At 66.4% G+C, this 24,935-nt stretch carries 21 protein-coding genes; 12 read left to right on the top strand and 9 right to left on the bottom strand.

What is annotated here, in order from left to right; genetic code table 11:
* The first annotated feature begins 59 nt into the window (after positions 1–59).
* The 5 genes from K1X41_RS10330 (at position 60) to K1X41_RS15710 (ending at position 4,899) form a co-directional block, all read left to right on the top strand.
* Positions 60–938, top strand: a complete 879-nt coding sequence (locus K1X41_RS10330; protein WP_220174541.1) for an exodeoxyribonuclease III — start codon at positions 60–62, stop codon at positions 936–938.
* Between the two features lie 135 nt (positions 939–1,073).
* Positions 1,074–1,940: an exodeoxyribonuclease III gene (locus K1X41_RS10325; RefSeq protein ID WP_133616474.1), complete on the top strand. Its 867-nt coding sequence runs from the start codon at positions 1,074–1,076 to the stop codon at positions 1,938–1,940.
* An 82-nt stretch (positions 1,941–2,022) separates the two neighbouring features.
* Positions 2,023–3,030, top strand: a complete 1,008-nt coding sequence (trpS, locus tag K1X41_RS10320) for a tryptophan--tRNA ligase (protein ID WP_220174540.1) — start codon at positions 2,023–2,025, stop codon at positions 3,028–3,030.
* 331 nt (positions 3,031–3,361) lie between these two features.
* Positions 3,362–4,204, top strand: coding sequence for an amidohydrolase family protein (locus K1X41_RS15715; RefSeq protein WP_258566435.1), 843 nt, complete (start codon positions 3,362–3,364; stop codon positions 4,202–4,204).
* Positions 4,186–4,899, top strand: coding sequence for an amidohydrolase family protein (locus tag K1X41_RS15710; RefSeq protein WP_258566734.1), 714 nt, complete (start codon positions 4,186–4,188; stop codon positions 4,897–4,899). Before K1X41_RS15715 ends, K1X41_RS15710 begins: the two co-directional genes overlap by 19 nt.
* Positions 4,900–5,179: 280 nt before the next feature.
* On the opposite strand, the gene K1X41_RS10310 is transcribed toward K1X41_RS15710, so the two are convergent.
* On the bottom strand, positions 5,180–6,154 hold the full coding sequence (locus K1X41_RS10310; RefSeq protein ID WP_258566434.1) for an aldo/keto reductase: 975 nt from the start codon (positions 6,152–6,154) through the stop codon (positions 5,180–5,182).
* Between the two features lie 285 nt (positions 6,155–6,439).
* Here K1X41_RS10310 and K1X41_RS10305 point away from each other — a divergent pair, with 285 nt between their 5' ends.
* Positions 6,440–6,862, top strand: coding sequence for a DUF1801 domain-containing protein (locus tag K1X41_RS10305; RefSeq protein WP_220174539.1), 423 nt, complete (start codon positions 6,440–6,442; stop codon positions 6,860–6,862).
* On the opposite strand, the gene K1X41_RS10300 is transcribed toward K1X41_RS10305, so the two are convergent.
* From K1X41_RS10300 to K1X41_RS10290, 3 genes are all read right to left on the bottom strand, one after another.
* Positions 6,859–7,746: a glycerophosphodiester phosphodiesterase gene (locus K1X41_RS10300; protein ID WP_133616470.1), complete on the bottom strand. Its 888-nt coding sequence runs from the start codon at positions 7,744–7,746 to the stop codon at positions 6,859–6,861. The two genes, K1X41_RS10305 and K1X41_RS10300, sit on opposite strands and share 4 nt — an antisense overlap.
* A 291-nt stretch (positions 7,747–8,037) precedes the next feature.
* A complete protein-coding gene (locus K1X41_RS10295) occupies positions 8,038–10,206 on the bottom strand; it encodes an ATP-dependent Clp protease ATP-binding subunit (RefSeq protein WP_220174538.1) in 2,169 nt (722 codons plus the stop codon).
* A 473-nt stretch (positions 10,207–10,679) separates the two neighbouring features.
* On the bottom strand, positions 10,680–11,255 hold the full coding sequence (locus K1X41_RS10290; RefSeq protein ID WP_220174537.1) for an HPP family protein: 576 nt from the start codon (positions 11,253–11,255) through the stop codon (positions 10,680–10,682).
* Between the two features lie 85 nt (positions 11,256–11,340).
* On the opposite strand from K1X41_RS10290, the gene K1X41_RS10285 reads away from it, so the two are divergent.
* From K1X41_RS10285 to K1X41_RS10265, 5 genes are all read left to right on the top strand, one after another.
* Positions 11,341–12,171 carry an aldo/keto reductase gene (locus K1X41_RS10285; protein ID WP_243736037.1) on the top strand — a complete coding sequence of 277 codons (831 nt, stop codon included), beginning with the start codon at positions 11,341–11,343 and terminating at the stop codon, positions 12,169–12,171.
* Positions 12,172–12,307: 136 nt separating this feature from the next.
* Entirely contained in the window at positions 12,308–13,078 is a 771-nt protein-coding gene (ddaH, locus tag K1X41_RS10280) for a dimethylargininase (RefSeq protein WP_133616467.1), read from the top strand.
* A gap of 56 nt (positions 13,079–13,134) precedes the next feature.
* A complete protein-coding gene (locus K1X41_RS10275; RefSeq protein WP_133616466.1) occupies positions 13,135–14,148 on the top strand; it encodes an aldo/keto reductase family protein in 1,014 nt (337 codons plus the stop codon).
* 160 nt (positions 14,149–14,308) lie between these two features.
* Complete coding sequence (locus K1X41_RS10270) at positions 14,309–15,598, top strand: MFS transporter (RefSeq protein ID WP_220174536.1); 1,290 nt, start codon at positions 14,309–14,311, stop codon at positions 15,596–15,598.
* Positions 15,599–16,247: 649 nt separating this feature from the next.
* On the top strand, positions 16,248–17,405 hold the full coding sequence (locus K1X41_RS10265) for an NAD(P)-dependent malic enzyme (protein ID WP_132206711.1): 1,158 nt from the start codon (positions 16,248–16,250) through the stop codon (positions 17,403–17,405).
* 181 nt (positions 17,406–17,586) lie between these two features.
* Here K1X41_RS10265 and K1X41_RS10260 read toward each other — a convergent pair whose 3' ends face one another.
* Positions 17,587–18,759 (bottom strand): acetyl-CoA C-acyltransferase, encoded by a 1,173-nt coding sequence (locus tag K1X41_RS10260; protein WP_220174535.1) that lies wholly within the window; start codon positions 18,757–18,759, stop codon positions 17,587–17,589.
* Positions 18,760–18,940: 181 nt separating this feature from the next.
* Between K1X41_RS10260 and K1X41_RS10255 the strand changes: the two genes are divergently transcribed.
* The gene (locus K1X41_RS10255) at positions 18,941–20,227 is read left to right on the top strand and encodes a D-alanyl-D-alanine carboxypeptidase family protein (RefSeq protein ID WP_220174534.1); all 1,287 of its coding nucleotides are present in this window, start codon (positions 18,941–18,943) and stop codon (positions 20,225–20,227) included.
* A gap of 23 nt (positions 20,228–20,250) precedes the next feature.
* Here the strand turns inward: K1X41_RS10255 and K1X41_RS10250 are convergent, their stop codons facing one another.
* The 4 genes from K1X41_RS10250 to K1X41_RS10240 are packed head-to-tail and all read right to left on the bottom strand — an operon-like array spanning position 20,251 to position 24,898.
* On the bottom strand, positions 20,251–21,531 hold the full coding sequence (locus K1X41_RS10250) for a M20 family metallo-hydrolase (protein ID WP_220174533.1): 1,281 nt from the start codon (positions 21,529–21,531) through the stop codon (positions 20,251–20,253).
* A gap of 45 nt (positions 21,532–21,576) precedes the next feature.
* A complete protein-coding gene (locus tag K1X41_RS15990) occupies positions 21,577–22,473 on the bottom strand; it encodes an amidohydrolase (protein ID WP_309478084.1) in 897 nt (298 codons plus the stop codon).
* Positions 22,452–23,225, bottom strand: coding sequence for an amidohydrolase family protein (locus K1X41_RS15985; protein WP_309478044.1), 774 nt, complete (start codon positions 23,223–23,225; stop codon positions 22,452–22,454). Before K1X41_RS15985 ends, K1X41_RS15990 begins: the two co-directional genes overlap by 22 nt.
* Before the next feature lie 5 nt (positions 23,226–23,230).
* Positions 23,231–24,898 (bottom strand): thiamine pyrophosphate-dependent enzyme, encoded by a 1,668-nt coding sequence (locus K1X41_RS10240; protein WP_220174532.1) that lies wholly within the window; start codon positions 24,896–24,898, stop codon positions 23,231–23,233.
* Positions 24,899–24,935 lie beyond the last annotated feature (37 nt).

Here is a 24,935-nt window from a genome sequence, read left to right as displayed (position 1 = left end):
TAGTTTCTCAAATCGTGAGTGAAACTGGGGGAAAAATCTCAGCCAGATAGGCTGGACCCATGCGCATCGCCACCTGGAACGTCAACTCGATCCGCACTCGATTCGGCCGCGTGGTCGACTGGCTGGTGCGCGAAGACATTGATGTCCTCGCAATGCAGGAGATCAAGTGCCGTCCAGATCAGTTCCCTCTGGAGGCTTTTGAGAATGCCGGATACCACGTCGAAATTCACGGTTTGAACCAGTGGAACGGCGTGGCGATCGCCAGCCGCCACGAAATGACCGACGTCGCACGCGGATTTACCGACATGCCCGGCTTCGGTGCGCCGATCAAGGGCCAGGAGGACACGCAGGGGACCGGACCGAATGGACTGCCGCTGGAAGCCCGCGCGCTCGGCGTCACCGTCGGCGATCTGCGGCTCTGGAGCCTGTACGTGCCCAATGGCCGTGCGCTCGAAGATCCGCACCTCGAGTACAAGCTGAACTGGCTTGAGGCGCTCCGACGCGACACTGAGGCCTGGCTCGATGAGGATCCCGAACTGCCGCTCGCGCTCATGGGCGACTGGAACATCGCCCCACTCGACGGCGACATGGGGGATCCGAGCTTCACAGTCGGCAAGTCCACCCACGTCTCGGCGCCAGAGCGTAAGATGTTCGCCTCGTTCGCCCCCTTCGTCGAGGATGTCGTCCGCCCGATCGTCCCGGAGGGGTACACCTTCTGGGATTACAAAGCCGGCCGCTTCCCGAAAGACGAGGGCATGCGGATTGACTTCATCATGGGATCGCGCGCGTTTGCTGACGCCGTCACCGGGGCATCGATCCACCGCGACGAGCGCAGAGGCGATGCGCCGAGCGACCACGTTCCCGTCGTCTGTGACATCGATCCATCGCTGCTGGGCGGCACGTTCGAGGACGAGTACGACCGTCCCATGGTGTTCTAGCCGAGCTGGACACACGGGAGATCTCGGCCGCGCATCCCTAGGGTGGCCCAATTCTCGCCCGGCGGCAGGGAGGCTGACCGCCTGATTCCAGCGCACCCACCCGCCGTGTCGGTGCCCCCGCGTAGACTGTCCTCCATGGTCGAAACCCTGCGCGTCGCGTCCGTTAACGTCAATGGCATCCGTGCCGCCTACCGCAAGGGCATGGGCGAATGGCTCGCGAATCGCGACGTCGATGTCCTCGCTCTCCAAGAGGTGCGCGCGCAAGACGAGCACCTCGAGGAGTTCCTGGGAAGCCAGGGCTGGCATTTCCTGCACGATCCGTGCGAAATCAAGGGCCGTGCTGGCGTTGCAATTGCGAGCCGCGTTGCTCCTGTCGCGCATCGAATCGGGCTCGGCAGCGCCGATGCACAAGAGCACATTCAGTCCTCCGGGCGCTGGCTCGAGGCCGACTTCGATTTCGATGGCACCCCATTCACGGTGATCTCCAACTACACCCACTCTGGCGAGGTGGACACCCCACGGCAGGATGCGAAGTGGGCGTTCCTCGACGCGATGGGCACACGAATGAGTGAGTTGGCCGCCGAACGCGAGAACGTCGCGATCGTGGGTGACTTCAACGTCGGGCACCGCGAGCTCGATATCAAGAACTGGAAGGGCAACGTAAAGCGCGCCGGGTTCCTGCCGCGGGAGCGCGCCTACTTCGATCGCTTCTTTGGAGCACAGGGCGCCGCGATCACCGGCGTTGACGGAACCGAGGGCATCGGCCTCGGCTGGGCAGACGTGGGGCGCCGCTGGGCCGGCGAGGTCGACGGCCCGTACTCCTGGTGGTCCAATCGCGGCCAGGCATTCGACAACGACACCGGCTGGCGCATCGACTATCACGTGGTCACGCCGCAGCTTGCAGAGCGCGTCACCCACTACACCATCGACCGCGCAGCGTCATACGCTGAGCGCTGGTCGGATCACGCGCCGGTCGTCGTCGACTACCGCCTCGGCAGCTAGCGGTTCCTGGCCTCCCGGCCCACCACTGGGCAACCGCGCCCCCTCACTTTTCGCCCTCAACACTTCTGGGAACTGAACACACATGAACGCCACCCCCAAGCCTGTCCTTTTCTCCGGCATGCAGCCCTCAAGCGATTCGTTGCAACTCGGCAACTACATTGGCGCGCTGAGCCAGTGGACCAAAATGCAGGAAGACTATAACGCGTTCTTCTGCGTCGTGAATCTGCACGCGATCACGGTCGGGCAGGATCCGGCGGAGTTGGCTGCCCGCACGCGGCGCACCGCCGCGCAGTACATTGCGGCAGGGATCGATCCCGCCAAATCGACGCTGTTCGTGCAGTCGCAGGTCTCGGCACACGCCGAACTCGCGTGGGTGCTCAACACGCTCACCGGATTCGGTGAGGCGAGTCGCATGACGCAGTTCAAAGACAAGTCACAGCGCTTCGGAGCAGACACGGCCTCGGTCGGCCTGTTCACGTACCCGATCCTCATGGCAGCAGACATCCTGCTCTACCAGGCCGCCTCCGTACCCGTCGGCGAAGATCAGCGCCAGCACGTGGAGCTCACGCGCGACCTCGCGACACGCTTCAACAGCCGCTTTGGCGAGACGTTCGTGGTGCCGGAGGCACAGATCCCGCAAGGCACCGCGAAGATCTACGATTTGCAGGAGCCCACGGCGAAGATGTCAAAGTCTGCCGAGACCGAGGCAGGCCTCATCAAAGTCTTGGATCCCGCGAACGTCACGAAGAAAAAGATCATGCGCGCCGTGACCGACGACGAGGGAGAGATCCGTTTCGATCGCGCGGCGAAGCCAGGCGTTTCAAATCTGCTCACCATCTACTCGGTGCTGAGCGGACGCACGATCGATTCGATCGAAACTGAATACGCGGGCCGCGGCTACGGCGACCTCAAAAAGGGCCTCGTCGAGGTGGTTGAAGAGTCACTCGCCCCCGTGCGCAACCGCACGGAAGAACTGCTGGCAGATCCGGCCGAGCTCGACCGCCTGCTCTCAGGCGCCGCTGCGCGCGCAAACGAAGTGGCGAACCGCACGCTCGATACGGTCTACGAACGCATGGGCCTGCTGCGCTAAATCTCTAGGCCGGTTGGGCACGATGCTGCGTGGACGTGCGCCCACCGTCCGTTGTCGCGCTGTGCCTTCGAGCTCACGCAGGAGAACTGCGCTCACGCAGGAAACTCGATCCCACGCAGGAGGTTCGAGCTCAGGCAGGAGGTTCGATCCCACTCCGGAAACTCGAGCTCACGCAGGAGAACCGAGCTCACGCAGGTCGAACTCGGCGATTTCATCCTGCGTGAGCTCGGATTTCCTGCCTGAGTGCCGGTGAACGGCGCCGGTCCAGGGCGCCAGGCGCCTCACCTCGCCTCGCCTCGCCTCGCCTCGAGCACCGAGTAGCGTAGCGAGCATGATTTCGCAGTTGCGCGCCGTCCGCTTCCTCGGACAAGATTCCCCCGTCGACGTCACGCTCGCTGGTGCTCGCATCACTTCAATCACCCCGGCGGGTGAGCTCCCCGCGCTGCCCGGCGGCATCGACGCGGCTGGACGCTTCCTCACCTCCGGCCTGTGGGACGAGCACGTGCACTTTGGGCAGTGGGCACAGCAATCGACCCGTTTCGATCTGAGCGCAGCCGGATCCGCTGCCGCCGCGCTCGATCTGCTGGCTGGCTGGCTACGAGCGGATGAACAAGGCGCCGGGCCGGGAATTGGCGGAGATGGCGGGCCGGGAACGAGCGGCAATGCCGGATCCGGACGCCACGCTGGCCCCACCGCCCCCGAGTGTATTGCCGTACGGGCACGCGCTGGCGCCTGGACGGATACGCTCACTCGCACGGCGCTCGACGCGATCGCCGGCCCGCGCCCTGTCGTCGTCATCGGAGGCGATCTCCATGGAGTGTGGCTGAACTCCGCCGCACTCGCGGCCCGTGGTCTCCCAGTGACGGGCGACGGCCACCTGATCGAAGACGACTGCTTCGCACTGCTGCGCGAAATCGACCGGCTCGACCCAGCGGAGTTGGACGCACTCGTGACCCGCGCTGCCCAGGCAGCCGCCGCGCGCGGGGTAGTCGGCATCGTGGACCTCGAAATGCGCTGGTCCATCGACGACTGGATCAGGCGCGAGGCCAGCGGCTTCGACCTCCTGCGCGTGGAAGCCGCGATCTACCCGGATCAGCTCGACCGCGCCATTGGCGAAGGGCGCCGCACCGGAACCCCCTCAGCAGCAGTGGCCGGATCCACGTCGGCCCGCTGAAGATCATCACCGACGGGTCGCTGGGCACCACGACCGCGTGGTGCTGTGATGCGTATCCCGGAGGCGGCCACGGTCGCGCACTCGTGTCCGCCGCAGCACTCGACGACCTCATGGGCCGCGCGACCGCTGCGGGGCTCGGGCTCACCATCCACGCCATTGGCGACCGCGCCTGCACCCAGGTACTCGATGCGTATGAGCGGCTCGGCCGCGGCGGCAGGATGGAGCACGCTCAGCTGCTGCGCGACGAGGATCTCGGCCGGTTCGCTGCGCTCGGAGTCACCGCCAGTGTGCAACCCGAGCACCTGGTGGACGACCGGGAGAGCATGGCGCTCCACTGGCCAGGGCGCGATCGCCGCACGTTCCCGGTCGCCTCCCTGCACGCGAGCGGAGCACACCTTGTGCTCGGCTCGGACGCGCCGGTGGCCCCGCTGGATCCGTGGCGCTGGATCGAGGCTGCCGTACTTCGAGCCAAGCCGGGCGAGCGCCCCTGGGTGCCCGAGGAGCGTCTGCCCGTCGCGGTCGCCCTCGCCGCCTCAATGCGCGGTCCGCTCCGACCCGGCGTCGGTGCTATCGCCGATCTCGTCCTGCTCGACGCTGACCCGCTGCGGAGCGATCCGGAACAGCTCGCTGAGACCGCCGTCGCGGCAACTCTCCTGGGCGGGGAACCGACGCACCTGGATCCTGCGCTGCGTTGACGTTTGAGCTCAGCGCGCAGCAGAGTTCGACTCGGTTTTCAGCGCTGCCCTGTCAGCCCAGCGTTCAGCCTAGGTCTCAGGTCGACGAGGCTCAGCCCGGACCTCGCCCGAACTCACGCACACACCCCGAGCTCACGCGAGCACGCCGAACTCACGCACATGCCCCGAACTCACGCAGGCACCCCGAACTCACGCAGGAAATTCGAGCTCACGCAGGAGGAATTCGCGTGCTTCCGTCCGAACGAGCTGGAATGTCCTGCGTGAGCTCGACGCGCGGGCGCTACGCCGAGGCCGCGGTCAGACGCACAAGCTCAGCGTCGCTCAGCTCCGTCGTGAACGTTGCCAGGAGCGCAGCCAACTGCTCGGGCGTGCGGCCGCTCGCAATCGGCGCGGTGACCGCCGGCTGCTGGCGCAGCCATGCGAGTGCGACGGTGGCAACTTCGACCTCGTGGGCTGCGGCAATCTCGTCGAGCGCTGTGAGCACCGCGCGTCCCCGGTCATCGAGGTACGCGATTGCACCCTCGGCGCGGGCGCTCGCTCCGGGAGCAGTCGCGTCGGTGACCTCGCGGTATTTCCCGGCCAGGAAGCCTTTCGCCAGTGAGAAGTAGGTGAAAACGGCAAGCTGCTCGCGCTCCGCGATCTCACGGAGCCCGTTCGTCTCAAACTCGCGCTCGACCAGGTTGTAGTGCGGCTGCAGAGCGACGGGCAGGTGGAACCCCCCAGCGCGTGCGATCGAGAACCACTCGGCGATGCGCTCTGCGGTGTAATTCGAGACTCCAATAGCGCGGATCTTGCCGGAGTCAACCAGCGCTGAGAACTCTTCGACCGTCTCTTCGAGCGGTGTTTCTGCGTCGTCGAAGTGTGCGTAATAGAGGTCAATCGTGTCGATGCCGAGGCGCGCGAGTGAGGCATCGACCGCGGCGTGGATGTTCGAAGCGGCGAGACCAGGGAACTGCGGGTGCGTTGAGACCTTTGTGGCGATCACGACGCTGTCGCGGTTGCCGCGCTCGGCGAGCCACTCACCGATGATCGTCTCCGACTCCCCTCCGGAGTGACCCGGCGCCCAGTGCGAGTAGCCATCAGCTGTGTCGATAAAGTTCCCGCCTCCGGCGACAAACGCGTCGAGTACGGCGAATGAGGCGTCACGATCCGCGGTCCAGCCGAACACGTTTGCCCCGAGGGCGAGCGGCGTGATCTCAAGTTCGGAAGTTCCGATGCGGGTCCGTGCAATCTGAGTCGTTGGATTCTGAGTCACTTGGCAGTCCTTCACAGTTGGGAGAGCAACGTTGTCCCTCTCGGCAACATCACGCTATCGCGCACCATTCCTCCATGTCGCAGTATTACGACGCTTTCACGGCCACGGTGCGGTGCTGGTGCCAGATCGGTGTCGGATCGTCGCGGGTGCCAGATCGGTGCCGGTGCCGGATCGGCGCGATACCAGCGCCACATCAGTGCCATACCGGCCCCGAACGCGCTACGCTCCAGAGTGACCGTACTGCAGCCGTCCTACCCGCCGAGACCGTGTTTGGAGTCCCGAGTCATGAGCGCACAACAGCCGGCCATGTCCCCGTCTGACCTCCCGGTCGAGGTCGCACTTGATCTTGCCACCGGGCCACGTCGCGCTGAGGCAGACGAACTGCTCGCGCTCTTCCGCGAGCTCAGCGGCGAAGAGCCAGTGGTCTGGGCGGGCCGGATCGTTGGCTTCGGTGAGGTTGAGTACCGCTACGAATCCGGGCACAGCGGCCGGGCCCCGCTGCTGGCCTTCGCGACGGGGCCCCGCCAGCACACGATCTATCTCGCCAACGACTTCGCCGAGCGCTGGCCAGACTTGCTGGAGCGGCTTGGTCCGCACCGCGCGAGTAAGGTCTGCTTGTACCTCACCCGGTTGAGCAAGGTGGATCAGGACGTGCTGCGGCTGTTGCTCGAGCGGTCGCTGGCGGACACGCTCTCACCCGACGCCTAGTCGCTGATCCCGTCCCGCCACGCCGCAAACGCGACCGGGTCGTCGGTGATCACGAGGTCAATTCCTCGCTCAGCGGCTTCGCTCCAGGTGCGCTGGGAGTTCAGCGTGTACACGAGCGTGCCAATGCCGAGCCCCTGGATCTGGCCAATGAGTTCAGGACGCGCATCAAAAAGCTTGGCTCGTGCTCCGACTGCGGAAACTTGCAGTTCGGCGGCGATCTCGACCGTGGTGGCATCCCACTCACGGGTGAGTAGGATCCGTGCGAACTCCGGGGCGATCTCCACGAGTTCGGTCAGCGTATCCACTTCGAAGGACTGCAGAGCCACCCGGTTCACCATGCCGCGGGCACGGAGGAGCTCTGTGGCGGCGGTCAGCTGTTCCGGGGTCCATTCCCCTTTCAGCTCGACGAGCGCGCGCACACTGGATCGCGCTAGCTCGTCGAGAAATTCCGCCAGCGTCGGCACCGGCTCGCCGGCAAAGTCGGGCCCGAACCAGCTCCCGGCATCGAGCGCCTGGATTTCTGCGAGGGTGTGCGCTGCGACTTCACCGCTGCCAGAGGTGGTGCGGTCAAGCGTCGGATCATGCATGAGCACGGGCACACCGTCTGCCGTGAGGTGCACGTCCGTTTCGACAAACTCGACGCCCTGCTCGATCGCGAAACGCATCGCAGCGAGGGTGTTTTCTGGTGCGATGGCTGCGGCGCCTCGGTGCGAAATGATGCCCACGACGTCTGTGCGCTGCAGTGCGCCGTGTGTCTGCAGCACGCTGGCAGCGGCCGCGTGCGGGTTGGTGCCGAAGCCAATAATGAAGACCGTCGTCAAGGTCCAGGCGAGCAGCCCGAACCGGATCGCCCGTCGCGTTTTCACTGTTCCCAACTCGCGCATCTGGCCTCCTTGCCCCGCGCATCCCCCGCGCGATGGCTCACAGCCTAGCGGACCCCGTTACCAATTTGTGATCTTTTTGGGAACGTGCCCACGTGAATGGCCCGGTGCAATTTCACGAGGAAATCACACCGGGCCATGTAAGCCGCTCCGGAATTGCGACCAGACTCCCGGATCACGAGCGAGCGGTGGGCTCACCGGGATCGCCCTGATCACCGGGATCGCCGTGATCGCCGGGATCGCCGGGATCGCCCTGATCGCCGTGATCGCCGTGATCGCCGTGGGCGGTGTGCGCTACACCCCTGGCATCACCGCAAGCGCGAGTGTGTCCCCGCTCGGAGCAACGTCCACCCGTACCGCAGCGCCGTCACGCACCTCACCAGACAGGATCGCTCGCGCGAGCCGGTCGTCAATTTCTTTCTGCATCAGGCGCCGCAGCGGCCTCGCACCGTAGTTCGGATCGAAACCGCGCGAAGCGAGCCAGCCACGCGCCTCGGGCGTCACTGCCAGCGTCAGCCGGCGATCCGCGAGGCGCACCTGCATCCGGTCAATCGCGAGCTCAACAATTTGCGCAAGATCGGCTTCGGACAGCGGGTGGAAGATGACCATCTCGTCGAGTCGGTTGATGAACTCTGGTTTGAAGGATCGCCGCACCGTCTCGCGCACGGCTTCTTCTTTCTCGGCCCAAACGAGATCCGGATCCACGAGGTACTGGCTCCCCAGATTCGAGGTGAGGATCAGGATCACGTTGCGGAAATCCACCGTACGGCCCTGACCATCGGTCAGCCGACCGTCGTCGAGCACCTGCAGCAGCACGTCGAACACCTCGGGGTGCGCCTTCTCGACCTCGTCGAGCAACACGACGGAGTACGGGCGCCGCCGCACGGCCTCAGTGAGCTGACCACCCTGCTCATACCCGACATACCCCGGAGGGGCACCCACGAGTCGTGCGACCGAGTGCTTCTCGCCATACTCCGACATGTCGATCCGAACCATCGCATGTTCATCATCAAAGAGGAACTCCGCAAGCGCTTTCGCGAGCTCTGTCTTACCCACCCCAGTGGGCCCCAGGAACAGGAACGAGCCGGTCGGCCGATTCGGATCCGCGATGCCCGCACGAGTGCGCCGCACCGCATCAGCAACCGCTTCGACGGCCTGCCCCTGACCGATCAAGCGCTTCCCAAGCTCGGTTTCGAGCGCGAGTAGCTTCTCGGTCTCACCCTGCAGCAGCCGCCCCACGGGGATCCCCGTCCAGACCGCCACCACGCTCGCGATGTCCTCATCAGTGACCTGCTCGTTCACCATGCGGGGTTCGCCGCCGGCTTCGTCAGCAGCCTCGGCGCTTTCAGCCTCGGTGAGCTGCTTCTGGATCACCGGGATCTCCCCGTACAGCAGCTTCGACGCCTGCTCAAGCCGCCCCTCACGCTGGGCGGCCTCGGCCTCCATACGGAGCTGGTCGAGCTTCTCGCGCAATTCGCCCACACGGTTCAGGCTGGCGCGCTCTCGCTCCCAACGCTCCTCGAGCACATCCAGTTCAGCCTGCTTCACTGCGAGATCTTCGCGCAGTTTCGCGAGACGTTCCTTTGACGCGTCGTCCTTCTCTTTCTTCAACGCGAGCTCTTCGAGCTTCAGCCGGTCGACTGCGCGGCGCAGCTCATCGATCTCCATCGGTGCGGAGTCGATCTCCATGCGGAGCCGACTCGCCGCTTCATCGATGAGGTCAATCGCTTTGTCGGGCAGCTGCCGCGCGGTGATGTACCGATCCGAAAGTGCCGCCGCAGCTATGAGGGCGGAATCCGCGATCGTCACCTTATGGTGGGCTTCGTATCGCTCTTTCAACCCGCGCAGGATGGCCACCGTGTCCGCCACAGACGGCTCACCGACATACACCTGCTGGAAGCGGCGTTCGAGCGCAGCGTCCTTCTCGATGTACTCGCGGTACTCATCAAGCGTGGTGGCGCCAATCAGGCGGAGTTCACCGCGCGCGAGCATCGGCTTGAGCATCTGCGATGCCGCGACTGAGCTCTCACCACCACCTGCCCCCATCAGCGTGTGCAGCTCGTCAATGAAGGTGATGATCTTGCCGTCTGATTCCTTAATTTCAGCCAGCACCGCCTTCATGCGCTCCTCAAACTCACCACGATACTTCGCGCCTGCAATCAGCGCGGAGATGTCGAGCGAGATGAGTTCTTTGTCTTTGAGCGACTCGGCAACGTCGCCAGCGATGATTCGCTGCGCGAGGCCCTCTACGACGGCGGTCTTGCCGACGCCTGGCTCGCCGATGAGCACTGGGTTGTTCTTCGTGCGCCTGGTGAGCACCTGGCTCACGCGGCGAATCTCAGCGTCGCGTCCGATCACCGGGTCGAGCTTGCCCGAGCGGGCGACCTCGGTGAGGTTGACGCCAAACTGCTCGAGGGCGGACTGTTCGCCTTCGCCCTGGGCGGGCTGCCAATTTGCCTGCATGTGGGTCCCTTCCGTTCCGCAGTGCCGTGGGTGCGGAAGCGGGGTGCCCCCGCACTCCGTGCCACAAACTTGAGTGATGTTGACTCAAGTTTAACGGAAGCGGAGGAATTGCGCCAGTGAAATCCCTGAACGCGATCGACACCAGCGGGCACTGCATGGTGGTGCGGGATCTGCGAAGTGGGACCCGTGGTGTCGCTACTGTCGCGCAGAATCGGTGGTGTCGGATCGGTGGTGTCGGATCTGCGGTCTCGCGGTTGTCGTGCGGGATCTCTGGCGTGAGTTCTCCGAGGTCGCATCTGCGGCGCTTGATCCAGGCGACGGATTCGTCGCTGGATCAGGACCACCGGAACGATGCGACCCGATCAACTTCACCGGAACGGTGCGACCCGATCAACTTCACCGGAACGGTGCGACCCAATCAGCACCGCCCGATCAGCAACCCCGATCAGCAACAGCGAATTCCGCGAGCGGGCTTAGTCCTCGCGCGGATGCCGCTCCACTCGCCCACTCCCGAGCATGCCGGGAGCCGGGTAGCGGATACCGCTGAGCCGATGCCACACGAGCGCGGTCACGACAATCAGCACGGGGGCCGCGAGCGCGGGCAGCAGCAGGAACATCCAGTCAGCCCCGGTGGAAAGCGCAATCACGGCAACTGCGACGGCTGGCGGGTGAATGATGCGCAGCGCAGCCATCGCCACAGTGGCCACCGCAGCGGCGAGCGCTGCACTCCACCAGGTGAATGGCAGCGTGTACGCCGCAATGACGCCGACGACCGCGGAGACCACGCTGCCGCCGATCACTGCGGCCGGCTGCGACACGGGAGCCTCTGGCAGCACGAATACCAGGAGGCAACTCGGGGCAAACCCTAGGAAAAGCGCAATGTGGTCGTCTGCCCGGCCAACGAGCCCCAGCAACGCCACGAGCAGCGCAATGCCAGCAACCGCAGGCAACAACCGCCGCCAGGGGAGCCGCGGCTGACCGGACCAAAACACGCCCAACGCCCGCACGTACCCACTCCCCCATCGCTGCTCGGCCGCCTGGCAGAGCACCCGCGTAGTCTACTGGGAGGGCAGTGCGACAGACGCATCTGCTCCCCCACCCGCAACGCGGGCCAGCCCAGTAGAGGAGTTCTCCGTGCCGCTTCGTGCCCCCACTCTCCCGCTCGCGGGAGGATCCCAGATGCCGGTGCTCGCGCTTGGCACGTGGCCGATGAACGACGCCGAGACTGCTGCAGCCGTCGCTTCCGCACTCACTTCCGGCTACCGCCACATCGACACTGCTGAGAACTACGGCAACGAACGTGGCGTCGGTGAAGGAATCCGCAACTCCGGGATCCCACGCGAAGAGATCTTCCTCACCACCAAATTCAATCGTGCCCACCACAGCGTGGACGGCGCCCGCACCGCCTTCGAAGCGAGTTGCCACCGCCTCGGGGTCACCGAGATCGACCTGTTGCTGGTGCACTGGCCCAATCCGGATCAAGATCGCTACGTGGACGCCGTACGCGGGCTTGCAGCGCTTCGCGCAGAGGGCAGAATCGGCGCGTTTGGCGTGTCCAATTTCACGCCGCGTCACCTCGCCCGCGTCGTCGACGCTGGTTTCCTCCCAGAAGTGAACCAGATCCAGCTTGATCCGGAACACACTCGACCCGAGCTGCAGCGCGTGCACCACGAGCTCGGAATCGTCACGACGGCATACTCACCGCTCGGGCGGGGAGGTGCGTTCCTGACCTCACCCGCTGTGCTGACCGCCGCAGCCGAGCACGGCAAAACACCGGCGCAGGTGGTGCTGCGGTGGCACGTGCAGCAAGGGATCGCCGCGGCACCGAAGTCGTCCGATCCGGCACGGCAGCGCGAAAACCTCGACATCTTCGACTTCTCACTCACTCCAGCTCAGATGCAGGCCATCTCCGCGCTCGACGTTGGCGCAGCCACCCACCACGATCCGGAGGTGTTCGGGCACTAGCGCGGCACTCACTCCTGCGCCGATCACGAGAGTCAACTGCACACCCCACACGGCTCCCGGTCCGCGCGAGTCAGACGCACTGCACACACCCGGTACGCTTGAACTAACCAGACCCACCCAGCAGAAGCGCGGAGATATGTCGAAGATCGCCCTCGTACGCCAGCCCAGCTCGAAGCTCGACGACGGCATCGTCGACCACATTGAGAAGGTGGCGGTCGATCTCGACCGCGCCCGCGAGGAGTGGCAGGGCTACGTTGCCACGCTCCAGGCACACGGCTGGACCACGATCGAAGTTGATCCGGCCGACGATTGCCCTGACTCAGTCTTCATCGAAGACACTGTCGTGATGTTCAAGAACGTCGCCGTGATCAGCCGCCCAGGCGCCGACAGCCGCAAGGCGGAAACCGCGGGCACCCGCAAGGCGCTTGAGGAGCTTGGCTGCGCAATCGCGGAGATCCGTGAGCCAGGGACGCTCGACGGGGGCGACGTGCTCAAGGTGGGTGACACCGTATACGTGGGTCGCGGCGGCCGCACGAACGGCGAGGGGATCGCGCAGCTGCGCCGTCACCTCACCCCGCTTGGCGCACAGGTCGTCGCCGTGCCCGTCACGAAGGTGCTGCACCTCAAGACCGCGGTCACCGCGCTGCCCGACGGCACGGTCATCGGCTACCCCGAGTTCGTCGACAATCCCGCAATCTTCGACCGGTTCCTCCCTGTGCCCGAGCCGCACGGCACCGCAGTCGTGATCCTGGGCGATAGCGAGCTCATCATCTCGGCCTCAGCTCCGAAGACCGCGCAGATGCTGCGCGAACTCGGCTACACCGTCACCGAAGTGCCGATCGCCGAGTATGAAAAGCTTGAGGGCTGCCCCACGTGCCTCTCCGTGCGCGTGCGCGGCCTGCTGTAGTTATTCTCAGTAACTTTCCCGCCGGACGATAGTGCTGCCGTCCTACAGTGGGAGGCATGGTCAACTATCGATACCTCGGCAACAGCGGGCTCAAAGTTTCGGAGATCACGTTCGGCAACTGGGTGACACACGCGTCACAGGTGGCCGAGGAGGCGGCTGTGCAGACGGTGCACGCCGCCCTCGACGCAGGCATCACCACATTCGATACCGCTGACGTGTACGCGAACACCGCAGCGGAGTCGGTGCTCGGGCGCGCGCTGGCGGGGCAACGCCGCGCTGGGCTGGAGATCTTCACCAAGGTGTACTTCCCGACGGGGCCGAAGGGCCCGAACGACACTGGCCTGAGCCGCAAGCACATCCGCGAGTCGATCGACGCTTCACTCACCCGCCTCGGCACCGACTACGTCGACCTCTACCAGGCACACCGCTACGACTATGAAACCCCGCTCGAGGAGACCATGCAGGCGTTCGCCGATGTGGTGCGCCAGGGGAAAGCGCTCTACATCGGCGTCTCAGAGTGGACTGCTGAGCAGTTGCGCGAGGGCCACGCGATTGCGCGTGACCTCGGCGTGCAGCTGATCTCGAATCAGCCGCAGTATTCGATGCTCCACCGCGTCATCGAGGAACGAGTGATTCCGGCTGCCGATGAGCTCGGGATTTCGCAGATCGTGTGGTCCCCGATGGCGCAGGGCGTCCTCTCTGGCAAGTACTTGCCCGGCCAGCCTGCGCCCGCCGGCTCCCGCGCCACAGATGAGAAGTCCGGTGCCGATTTCATCGAATCGTTCTTGCACGACGACATCCTCACTGCTGTCCAGCGACTCAAGCCGATCGCCTCCGAAGCGGGACTCACCATGCCGCAGCTCGCGATCGCGTGGGTGCTGCAGAACCCCAGTGTCGCCGCGGCCCTCGTTGGCGCCTCCCGACCCGAGCAGCTCGCGGAGACGGTCAAGGCATCAGGCATCACGCTCGACGCCGACACGTTGAGCGCAATCGACGAAGCCCTCGGGGACACCGTGAACCGGGACCCAGAACACACCTACTCAGTGTCTCCGAAGCGCCGACTCGTGTAGCTCCCCTCCAGGAGCGGGGCGGCGGGCCTCCCCGCTCTCACCCGGTGCTCGAGCCGCCACTCTTCGACTTCCGGGCTGATCTCGCGTCTGCGCCGCCTCGCGTGACAACTGAGCGGCGCAGACACGAGGTACGCCAGCCAGCTCTGCGATAGGGTCAGGCGTGACCAAGCCACGAAGCGACGCTCGCCCCTGGGTGCTCCTCTTCGTCGCGGTGTGTCTCGTCGCGGTCAACATGCGGATGACCATCACCGGGGTTGGCCCTCTCCTCGAACAGATCGCAGCAGACCAGGGCGTGAGTGCAGCGGCGCTCGGCTGGCTCGCCTCGGTACCGCTCATCGCGTGGGCTGTCGTCTCACCGCTCGCGCACAGCTTGAGCGTGCGGCTCGGCCTCTCCCGCACAATCACCTGGTCGCTCGTCGCACTCCTGATCGGCACGGTGTGGCGGTCACTTCCCGGCGGCCCCCTTCACCTCTGGCTCGGCACCGCCCTGATCGGCGCGGCTCTCGCCATTGGGAACGTGCTCCTCCCAGCGGTGATCCGGCGCGACTTCGAGACTCGCGTGCCGCTTGTCATGGGGCTGTACACGGCACTGCTGGGAGGTCTCGGCGCGGTATCTGCCGGATACGTCGTGCCCGTCGCAGCCCTCGACATTGGGGGCGGTGCACTCGGCTGGCGGTTCGCGCTGCTCACGACCGGCGCGCTCATCCCCGTCGCAATTGTGGTGTGGGTCACTGCGACCAGGTCGCGGCGCACAAAGGATCCGAGCACGGCGGGGAACATACACACGAGCCCAGCGGGGAGCGCGCACACTGGCACAGCGGGGAGTGGAGGTGCGGGTGCGGGTGCGGCCACCGGATCCGGCGGGGCTGGGGGTCGAGTGTGGCTCGACCCGATCGCGTGGTGGGTGGCGTGCTACATGGGGCTCCAGGCTGCGCTGTTCTACATCATTGCCACCTGGCTCGCCCCAGTTTCCACCTCGGCCGGGCGTTCACCCGTCGAGGCCGGGATCGACGTCATGCTCTACCAAATCGTCGCGATCGCGGGCTCGTTGTTGCTTCCGTTCGTTTACCGTGGGCGTGGGAGGCGCTGGGTGCCCGCCGTGATCCCCGTCATCATCGCAGGCGCGTTCGCCTGCGTCGTGCTTCTCCCAGCTGATCCAACGCCCTGGATCATGCTCGGCGGCCTCGGATCCGGCATGTCGCTCAGCATCTCGCTCCTGTTCATGGTGGAGAAGGCGACCGACCACTGGACGGCGGGCGCGCTCTCCGGGATGGCGCAGTCCGTAGGCTATTTGATCGCCGCGGCCGGACCAATCACGTTCGGAGCCCTGCATGAGGCGAGCGGAGGGTGGGTCGTTCCACTCGCGCTGCTGCTCGCGATCGGCGCGGCGCAGGTCGTCGCGGGAATAGTGCTCGGCGGCACTCGACGCGTAGGTGAAGTACGCACGTAGCCGCTCGGGCACCCGCCACCGCGGGACCCCGCGGCTGCGAGGCTCCGGGCCGAGCGGCTGCGAGGCTCCGGGCCGAGCGGCTGCGAGGCTCCGGGCCGAGCGGCCCCTCCCCGCTGGATCGTTCCAAGGGTCGAATTTTGGGGCTTCGCCCGCCCGAAGCCCCCAAATTCGACCCATGAATCGTTTCACCGGGGAGGGCAGGGGGCGAAGTGCTTGACTTTCGCGCCCGAAGCTCTGGAGAATAGCGAAAGTTCCGAGTGCGCCACTCCCGGCGGACACCCGACACCACGATCCGGCCCGGCGCGCATCCCCACCCCCGTTGCGCTCCCACTCAGAATCAGGGAACCTCGTACCGAATCCGGTGCGAGTTCGCCGCCATGTGGCTCCACGGCCATCGCACGTCCCACGCCCCGGCATCCCACGCGCTGCACCGTCGCACCGTGGCTCGCACCCCACGCCGAGCCGAGTGGTCCGGGGCACCCGAACGAGAGTGAGATCGACCGTGACGAGTACCCAGCATCCCTCCGGAACGACTGCAGCAGCCCCGGCAGGTGCAGCACCCGCAGTTCCGCCAACGCCCACCCCAACACCAAAACCGACACCGACACCGACACCGACACCGACACCCACGCCAACGCCCACCCCGACCATCGCCCCCATCACCGAAGCAGAGATTTTCGCTGCGCACGAGGGCGGCAAGCTCTCCGTCGGAGTCGAGCGCCCCATCGAGACAGCGCGCGACCTCTCCATTGCGTACACGCCGGGCGTGGCTCAGGTCAGTCGCGGGATCGCGGCCGATCCGGCGCTCGCCGCGAGCCACACGTGGGCGTCGCGTCTCGTCGCGGTCGTCTCCGACGGCACCGCGGTGCTCGGCCTCGGTGACATCGGCGCACGCGCATCGCTTCCCGTAATGGAGGGCAAGTCGGCGCTGTTCAAGACCTTCGGCGGGCTTAACTCCATCCCCATCGTGCTGGACACGACGGACACCGACGAGATTGTGGAAGCGCTGGTCCGGATCGCGCCGAGCTTTGGCGCGGTGAACCTCGAAGATGTCTCAGCACCCCGCTGCTTCGAACTCGAGCGCCGACTCATCGAGGCCCTCGACATGCCCGTCATGCATGACGATCAGCACGGCACTGCCGTGGTGGTGCTCGCAGCGTTGCTCGGCGCGAGCACGGTGGTGGGCAAGCCGCTCACCGGGCTCCGCGTCGTAATTTCGGGCTCGGGGGCCGCCGGTGTCGCGGTCGCTGAGATGCTGCTCGCGGCCGGCATTTCCGATGTCATCGTGATTGATTCGAAGGGCACCCTGCAACTCGACCGCACCGATCTTGCCGGCAGTACCGGAGTGAAGCTCGACCTGGCACAGCGCACAAATCCGCGCGGGATCGCTGGCGGCACCCGTGAGGCGCTGATCGGAGCTGATGTCTTCGTGGGCGTCTCGTCGTCGACGCTGCCTGAGGAGCACGCTGCTGGCATGGCCGATGACGCGATCATCCTTGCGCTCTCGAATCCGGATCCGGAGATCACCCCCGACGTTGCCGCGCAGTACGCGACAGTCGTGGCAACGGGTCGCAGCGACTACCCGAACCAGATCAACAATGTGCTCGCGTTCCCCGGAATCTTCCGCGGCGCACTCGACGCGGGTGCGCGCAGGATCACGCTCGCAATGAAACTTGCGGCCGCGCACGCCATTGCGGACCTGGCAGCACCGGATCTGGCGCACGATCGGATCGTGCCGAGCGCGCTCGATCCGCGTGTTGCGCCTGCCGTCGCCGCGGCTGTGATGGCCGCGGTCAACGAAGGATAAGCCGGCGCGTTCCAGCTGGGCTCGGCATCATCTAACCGGGCTCGGCACGATCCAGCTGGGCTCGGCACGATCCGGCCGTGCTCCGCACCATCCAGCCGCGCGCAGCACTGGCGCGCAGCACGAGCGCGCAGCACGAGCGCGCAGCCCTCCCAGCTGCGCGCCAGCCCGAGCGCTGAGCCCGCTAGACCGCGCGCAGCACGAGCGCTGAGCCCTGCCCGCCGCCGCCGCAAATCCCCACAGCACCCAGGGTGCCGGATCCGGCGGCGGCGAGCTGGCGGGCCAGCGTCCCGACAATACGGGCGCCCGAGGCGCCGATCGGGTGGCCGAGCGCGATGGCCCCGCCGTGCTGGTTCACGATCACGGGATCGATCCCGAGTTCACGAGTGGACTGGATCCCGACCGAGGCGAAGGCCTCATTGATCTCCACCGCCGCCAAGTCGGCCGCAGTTGCTCCGTCCGTTTTCGCGAGTGCCGCCGCAATAGCGTTGGCCGGCTGCGAGTGCAGATGGGTATCGGGGCCGGCCACAAACGCGGTCGCCTCGACGCTGGCGATCGGTGTGAGACCGAGCCGCTCCGCCGCGGCGGCGCTGACGATCACGAGCGCGGCGGCGCCATCGGTGATCTGCGAGGCGTTGCCCGCCGTGATCGTGCCGTCAGTGGTAAAGGAGGCGCGCAATTTGGCGAGCCCCTCGGCTGTCGTGTCGGCGCGCACGCCATCGTCGGCCGCCACTACCGTGTCTCCGCGACGTGACGAGACGGTGAACGGTGCGATCTCGGCCGCAAGGAACTCGGCCGAGGCTGCGGCACGCTGATGGGACACCGCTGCGAACTCATCCTGTTCGGCTCGGGTGAGCCCGTGTGCACCGTTCCCGGTCTCGGTGAGCGCGCCCATCGCGACCTGGTCAAATGCGTCGGAGAGGCCATCCCGCTCGACGGTGTCGATGAGCTGCACGGTGCCATACTTCGTGCCGGCGCGCAGCGGGGTGACGTGGGGGGCGAGTGACATTGACTCCTGGCCGACAGCGACAACGATCTCCGCTTCGCCAGCCTGTATCAGCCGAACCGCCTGCGATACGGCCTCTGCGCCGGAGAGACACACTGCGTTCAGCGTGATCGCTGGGACCGTGAGCGGGATGCCTGCGCCCACGGCCGTTTGCCGCGCGGGGTTCTGGCCTGCACCGGCCTGGAGCACCTGGCCGACAACCACGGCGTCAACGTGATCCGGCCGCACTCCGGCGCGTTCGAGCGCTGCAGCGGCGGCGTGTGCGCCGAGCACTGTCGCAGGCTGAGCGGCAAGCTGACCCGTGAAACGCGTAAACGGTGTGCGCGCGTACCCGGCGATCAATGCGGTCATGGTGGGCCTCCTGGGGCATCGAGTGAGCCGCCACGCACCTGGTCGGCACGGTCGGTCGCCGCGGAAACGCGGCGGTGTACGGCCATCCTGCCAGCATCTCCCCATCCGCCGAGCGGATCCTGGCACAGCGATACCCCTGAACTCTGTGCAATCACGCGCGTGGCGCGGCTAGGCTGGACTGATGACCACTCCCGATCCAGCGGCGAGCCACCCATCGCGCCGCCGTGGCCCGTGGATCGTTGGCGGGGTCACCGTCGCGCTCCTTCTCGGCGCTGGCGGGTACACGGCCGCGTGCGCCATGACCCCGCTCGCGGCGCCGCGCGTCACTGGTGCCGATCAGACCGAGTGGAATGAGATGACCGCCGCCGCGGCAACGGCAGCCACCGAAACTGCTCAGGCTGCGGTGGACGCTCAGACCGGTGGCGCCGCCGCAATCGGCTGGCAAGACAGCGACGAGGTGTGGAGCAACGATCCAGCGCCGCGCCCGATCGCGAGCATCTCGAAGCTCGTGACCGTGCTCGTCGGGCTGGAGCGCGTTCCGCTGGAGCCGGGCGCCGACGGAGCAGTGCATGTGTGGTCAGGGGAAGACGCCGCGCGCCAAGCAGGCTACATTGCGCAGGACGGCGTCGCGTTCCCGATCCCGATCGGTACCGAGGTCTCCACCCGGCAGATGTTGACGCTTGCGCTCCTGCCCTCAGCCAACGACTTCGCCGCGGCGTATGCAACGATGACCATTGGAGATGATGCGGCCTTTTCCGCCGCTGTCAGCGAGTGGGCCGACCGTCACGGACTCGACAGTCTCTTCCTTGCCGAACCGACCGGGATGGATGAGGCAAACGTGGCGAGCGCTGCGGATGTCGTGCGCATCGGGCGACTCGCACTCGCGAACCCGACCATCGCCGAGTTCACGGGCATGCACAGCGCAGATCTGCCGTGGGGCATCGGGACCGTGAAGAACACGAATCCGCTGCTCACGAAGCTTCCCGGCGTCGTCGGGCTCAAGACGGGTCGCTCCAGCTCGGCGGGTTTCAACCTCGTGACCGCGCAGGAGAGTGACGCTGCTGGGAGGCCCGTGATCAAGTTCACCGCGGTGCTGGGCCGCGACTCGGGGCCGGATCGCGCCTACGCGAGCAGCGCACTGCTGACCGCGATGGACGGTGCGGCCCAGCCTCTGCAACTCGTGCACCCGCAGGAGGTGATCGCCACGGCGACCACAATCGACGGTGAGCAGATCGAGCTCGTCACCGATGGCAGCGCCAGCACGGTGCTCCTGCCCGGCGAGGCTGCGAGCCGCGACGTGGCACTGGATCCGGTCACGCCGGGCACAGCCGGTCAGCGCGTCGGAGTCGTCACCGTCATGTCTCCCACCGGCGACGCCGAGGTTCCCGTCGTCACCGCCGCAGCGATCGTTGCACCGGATCTGTGGTGGCGCCTCACGCACCCTGCGCTGGTGTTCGGGTGGGACTGACCGGCACCGGGAGCCCGCCGTAACTACTCGGCGGTCAGAGCACCGCTGGCCAGCTGCGCGACCACTCCGCTGAGGTGGGCGATGCCGGCAAGCAGATCGTCGTCTCGGGTGAACTCCTCCAGGTTGTGCGACACTCCGGCAACACTTGGCACGAACAGCATTACCGTCGGCACCTGGTCTTTCATGTTGGTGGAGTCATGGCCTGCGACAGTCATCACCCGATCGTGCGTGAGCCCGAGCTCTTCTGCGACAGCGCGCGCCAGTTCCACTCCCTCTTCCTGGTACGGATTCTGATCCCAGGCATGCTCTGCAACGATTTCGATGGTGACTCGGTCTTCCCGCTGCACCCGTTCCACGGTGGCCATGAGCGAGGCGTGCGCGGCGCGGATCACCTCGGAGCTCGGCGAGCGCAGGTCCAGTAGCAACTGCACCTCACTCGCAACGACGACCGGCGAGTTGGGGTAGACGTTCAGCTCACCGCAGGCGGTGTGCAGTTGCCCCGTTTCGAACTCGTCCACCAGTTCGCGGGCCGCGACCACGAGCCGCGCGGCACCGAGCAGTGCATCCCTGCGGTCGGCCATGAGGGCCGCCCCGCTGTGCGCCTGCTCTCCGCTCACCCGGAACTCAAACTTGTGTGCCGCCCACGTCGCGTTCACGAGCCCGATCGTGACGCCGTCTTCTTCCATGCTGCGCCCCTGTTGCACGTGGATCTCGGCATACGACGCAACTCTGCGATCAGTGCCGCTCCCGAGCACGGGGCCCGCTCCGAGTTCGTCGATCGCGCTCAGCGCCTCGGCTACCGTTGCGCCCTGCGGATCAGGTGTCGCGAGTGCGGTCTCGAGCGGCAGCTTGCCGGTGAACACCGAGCTGCCCATCATCGAAGGCTTGAAGCGTGACCCTTCTTCGTTAAACCAGTTCACCACCGCCAGGTTGTAGCGCGCTGCTGCAGGATCCGCGCGGAGCGCGTCCGCCGCGCGGAAGCAGGCGTACGCGGACGCCATGACGCCGTAGGCTCCGTCGAAGCGGCCGGCTGTGGGCTGCGAGTCCATGTGGGACCCTGTCAGCACGTACGGCGCTCCGGGCACGAGTTCAAGCAGACCGAATTGGTTGCCAATCTCGTCGCGCAGCACGGTGAAGCCGCGCGAGGTGAGCAACTGCTCGAACCACTTGCGCTGCGCACCGTCAGCCGCGCTGCCGGCCTGGCGATCGACACCGTTGGTGTTGGGGACCGCTCCAAACGCGGAGTGGGTGGCCCAGTCCGCGAGGAACGAGGCATCGTTCGGGGCTCCGAGGGAGTCGGTCATGGTGAGTCCTTTCATGGGAAGCGCTGCGCTACGAAATGGGCCGGATCAGCCGCGGCTGTCGTAGCTCAGCTCGCCGCCGACGACGGTCGCGACGATGTCCAGCTCCGCGATGCTTGGCGCGGTCAGCGGCGACCCTGAGAACACCGTGAGGTCCGCGAGCTTTCCGCGTTCCAGCGTTCCCTTCGCTGCGAGCTGCCCCGTCGCGCGTGCCGCCCATTCCGTATGCGTCTGCAGTGCTTCGAGCGGGGTAATCGCCTCACTCGCGGTGAGCGTCGCCCCGCTGTCCGTGCGGCGATCCACCGCGGACTGCATCCCACGACGCAGGTTGTTGTCCGCGACGGGCAGGTCCGAGGATCCGGCGAGCACGATCCCGGCATCGATCACCGAGCGCCCGCGATACAGCCAGGCCGAGCGTTCTGGACCCACCTGATCCGCCATCTGATCTCCGATGGGCCCGATGAACCCGGCCTGCGGGGTCACCGCGATGCCCAGCGCACCCGCGCGCACGAGCTGATCCGGGCGCGCAATCCCAAAGTGCTCGATGCGACACGGGATCTCGCGCACACCGTAGCGCTCCTGCGCCTCAGCGATGAGATCCAGCGCAAGATCAATCGCGGCATCGCCGATCGCGTGCAGCGCGAGCGCCCATCCTGCGCGGTATGCGCCGAGGGCGCGCTCGCGGTAGACCTCTGGCTCGTCGAGGAGGTAGCCCGTATTGTGCTCGTGTCCGCAATAGTCTTCAGTTACTGCAGCGGTGGCACCCAGCAGGGACCCGTCGAGGAAGACTTTCACGTGGCCGAAGCGCACGCGGTCATCGCCGAAGCCGGTGCGGATCCCGAGGTCGAGGCCGGCCCCGGCTCCTTCCCCGCTGAAGTCTGCGGCGTGTGCTGCGATCGGATGCAGCGCATCCAAGGCAGGCATCAGCTGAGCGCGTGCGTGCAGCCGACCCTGTTCCGCGGCGGCCTGATAGGCGGCGACTTCGATGGGACTGTGCCCGATCCACCCCCGCCCACGCCGGCCTCAGAGAAGCTCGTGATCCCCTCGGCGGCGTAGCGTGAGGTCGCTGCCTCGAGGGCTGTGACCAGCTGATCGGTCGAGTACGGGAGCAGCAGGGCCTGCACGAGCCCCTGCGCGGCCTCCTCCACAAGCCCCGTGGGAGCTCCTGCGTGGTCGCGCACCACCACGCCTCCGACGGGGTCGGCGAAGGCCGGATCTTCCGCGCCCACGAGCCGCAGTGTCGCGGTGTTCGTGATCGACGCGTGCCCGGAAGTGTGTCGCAGATACAGTGGGCGATCGCCGGTGAGCTCGTCGAGTCGCGTGATACTTGGGAAGCTGCCGCCGTGATGGGACTGGTTGAAGCCCGTCCCGTGCACCCAGGAGGTCGTATCCCCCAGCGCCTCAAGACGGGCGACTTCTGCAGCAATCATCGCGTAGAGCTCGTCGAGCCCGCGAAGGCGGCTCAGATCGAGCGCTGCGAGCCCCAGCCCCCACCACGCAGTGTGGCAGTGGGCGTCGATGAGGCCCGGTGTGATGCACGCAGCGCCGAAGTCGAGGGTCTGCGCCGCGTCTAGCCCCGCAATCTCCTCGTCGAACCCGACGATGCGGTCGCCGATGACGCCGACTGTGGTGGCGGAGGGGCGCACTGGATTCAGAGTGAGGATCTCGCGTGCGCGGACAATCAGATCAAGTTGCATGGCGCTCACACCTCGCTCGACGCTGGGGGCATCACTGATGCATCAACTACGAGATGGAGCAGGGCAGGTCCCGTGGCGGCCAGCGCACGATCCAGCGCCGCGGCGACGTCCTCGGTGCGGGTGACTCGCTCGCCATGGCCGCCAAATGAACGCATGAGCTCGGCAAAATTCGGGTTTGCCATCGCGGTGCCAGACGGGCGGCCGGGGTAGTGCCGCTCTTGGTGCTGCACGATGGTGCCGTAGATCCCGTTGTCTACCACGATCACGAGCGGAGCCGCTCCGTGTGCAAATGCGGTGGCGAGCTCCTGCCCGTTCATGAGGAAGTCTCCGTCGCCGCAGACGGCGACGGCACGCCGGCCGGGATGCGCGAGCGATGCCGCGATCGCAGCAGGCACGGCCAGGCCCATTGCACCGTTCCGAGCGCCGACGAGGCTCGCGGGGAGATGGTGCTGCACGAAGCGATGCGCCCAGATCGTCGCGTTGCCCGCTCCGAACGTCAGGGTCGCGTTGCCCGCAAGCCGGTCATCAAGCAAGCCGAATGCGACGCCGAGGTCGACGCCGAGATCCGCGGGTGTCGCCGCTGCCGGCTCGCCGGTTGCGACCGCAGCGTCTGCTCGGTGCGTCGCAAACGCCCGCTGCGCGGTGGCGCGTTCCTGCACCCACGTGTCCGCGCGGTTGCCGCGTGCGGCGGCGGGCTCGACTGCGGCGAGCGCTGCGGTGAACGTCGCAGGCGTTGCAAGGATGTGCTGGTCGATCCGACCGGCGTGCGTCGCGGCGTTGGGATCAGAGAGTACGAGCACTGTCTCGGTGTCAAGACCGAGTGTGTACCCCTCACTCAGCACATCGGATCGTGTGCCTCCCACAAAGACGAGCAGGTCAGCTGCGCCGTAGCCAGCTACGACCGCATCCGCTCGCCCGTATCCCAGCCACCCTGCCCAGGCGGGCGAGGTGTGCGGGATCGCGTCATACGCGCGCCAGTCACTGAACACGGGAATCCCCGCTGCACCCGCAAAGTCCGCGAGCAGGCTGCCGCATCCGTCGTGCCAGCCGTCGCCGCCGAGCACCAGCGCGGGCCGTTCTGCACGCGCGAGCCGCTGCACGAGTTCCTGCAACTCGTCTGCCGCGGGGGCCGGACGAGGCGCGCGCGTCACCGCTGGCACAGGGGACGCTGTCTGATGCATCAGCAGATCCTCTGGCAGTCCCACGACCACTGGGCCCGGCCGACCGCTCGCTGCGATCCGGATCGCCTCAGCAACAAGCTCGCCCGCCCGATCAGGATCATCGATGGTCATGACGCGCTTCGCAGTCGATCCGAACCATCCGGTGAGAGAAAACTCCTGGAATGCGTCGCGTTCTCGGTCCGCGACGGGCACCAGGCCGACGAACACCACCAGCGCAGTCGCGTCTTGCCAGGAAGTGTGCACGGAAATCATCACGTTCGCAGCCCCGGGCCCCCGGGTCACCATCGCAATACCTGGGCGGCCGGTCAACCGCCCCTCGGCGAGCGCCATGAACCCTGCACCGCCCTCGTGGCGGCACACCACAGTTTCGATCGGGGAATCGTGCAGCCCATCGAGCACGTCGAGGTAGCTTTCCCCTGGGACGGCATAGATCCGCTCCACGCCGTGAGATTCGAGCGTGCGCACGATCAGGTGACCGGCTGACTGTGACATGGTGATGTGACTCTTTCGGATTGGAGTGAATAGCTGA

The organism is Leucobacter luti (genome assembly GCF_019464495.1).
In the GTDB taxonomy this organism is placed as follows: Bacteria; Actinomycetota; Actinomycetes; order Actinomycetales; family Microbacteriaceae; genus Leucobacter; species Leucobacter luti_A.
Note: the sequence above shows the minus strand (reverse complement) of the source record. Positions and strands in the feature narration are given on the sequence as shown.

What these genes read in the sequence shown, in the direction of transcription:
- K1X41_RS10330 (WP_220174541.1), top strand. Translation starts at nt 60, where the DNA reads ATGCGCATCGCCACCTGGAACGTCAACTCGATCCGCACTCGATTCGGC.
- K1X41_RS10325 (WP_133616474.1), top strand. Translation starts at nt 1,074, where the DNA reads ATGGTCGAAACCCTGCGCGTCGCGTCCGTTAACGTCAATGGCATCCGT.
- trpS (WP_220174540.1), top strand. Translation starts at nt 2,023, where the DNA reads ATGAACGCCACCCCCAAGCCTGTCCTTTTCTCCGGCATGCAGCCCTCA.
- K1X41_RS15715 (WP_258566435.1), top strand. Translation starts at nt 3,362, where the DNA reads ATGATTTCGCAGTTGCGCGCCGTCCGCTTCCTCGGACAAGATTCCCCC.
- K1X41_RS10305 (WP_220174539.1), top strand. Translation starts at nt 6,440, where the DNA reads ATGAGCGCACAACAGCCGGCCATGTCCCCGTCTGACCTCCCGGTCGAG.
- K1X41_RS10300 (WP_133616470.1), bottom strand. Translation starts at nt 7,746, where the DNA reads ATGCGCGAGTTGGGAACAGTGAAAACGCGACGGGCGATCCGGTTCGGG.
- K1X41_RS10295 (WP_220174538.1), bottom strand. Translation starts at nt 10,206, where the DNA reads ATGCAGGCAAATTGGCAGCCCGCCCAGGGCGAAGGCGAACAGTCCGCC.
- ddaH (WP_133616467.1), top strand. Translation starts at nt 12,308, where the DNA reads ATGTCGAAGATCGCCCTCGTACGCCAGCCCAGCTCGAAGCTCGACGAC.
- K1X41_RS10275 (WP_133616466.1), top strand. Translation starts at nt 13,135, where the DNA reads ATGGTCAACTATCGATACCTCGGCAACAGCGGGCTCAAAGTTTCGGAG.
- K1X41_RS10260 (WP_220174535.1), bottom strand. Translation starts at nt 18,759, where the DNA reads ATGACCGCATTGATCGCCGGGTACGCGCGCACACCGTTTACGCGTTTC.
- K1X41_RS10255 (WP_220174534.1), top strand. Translation starts at nt 18,941, where the DNA reads ATGACCACTCCCGATCCAGCGGCGAGCCACCCATCGCGCCGCCGTGGC.
- K1X41_RS10250 (WP_220174533.1), bottom strand. Translation starts at nt 21,531, where the DNA reads ATGACCGACTCCCTCGGAGCCCCGAACGATGCCTCGTTCCTCGCGGAC.
- K1X41_RS15985 (WP_309478044.1), bottom strand. Translation starts at nt 23,225, where the DNA reads ATGCAACTTGATCTGATTGTCCGCGCACGCGAGATCCTCACTCTGAAT.
- K1X41_RS10240 (WP_220174532.1), bottom strand. Translation starts at nt 24,898, where the DNA reads ATGTCACAGTCAGCCGGTCACCTGATCGTGCGCACGCTCGAATCTCAC.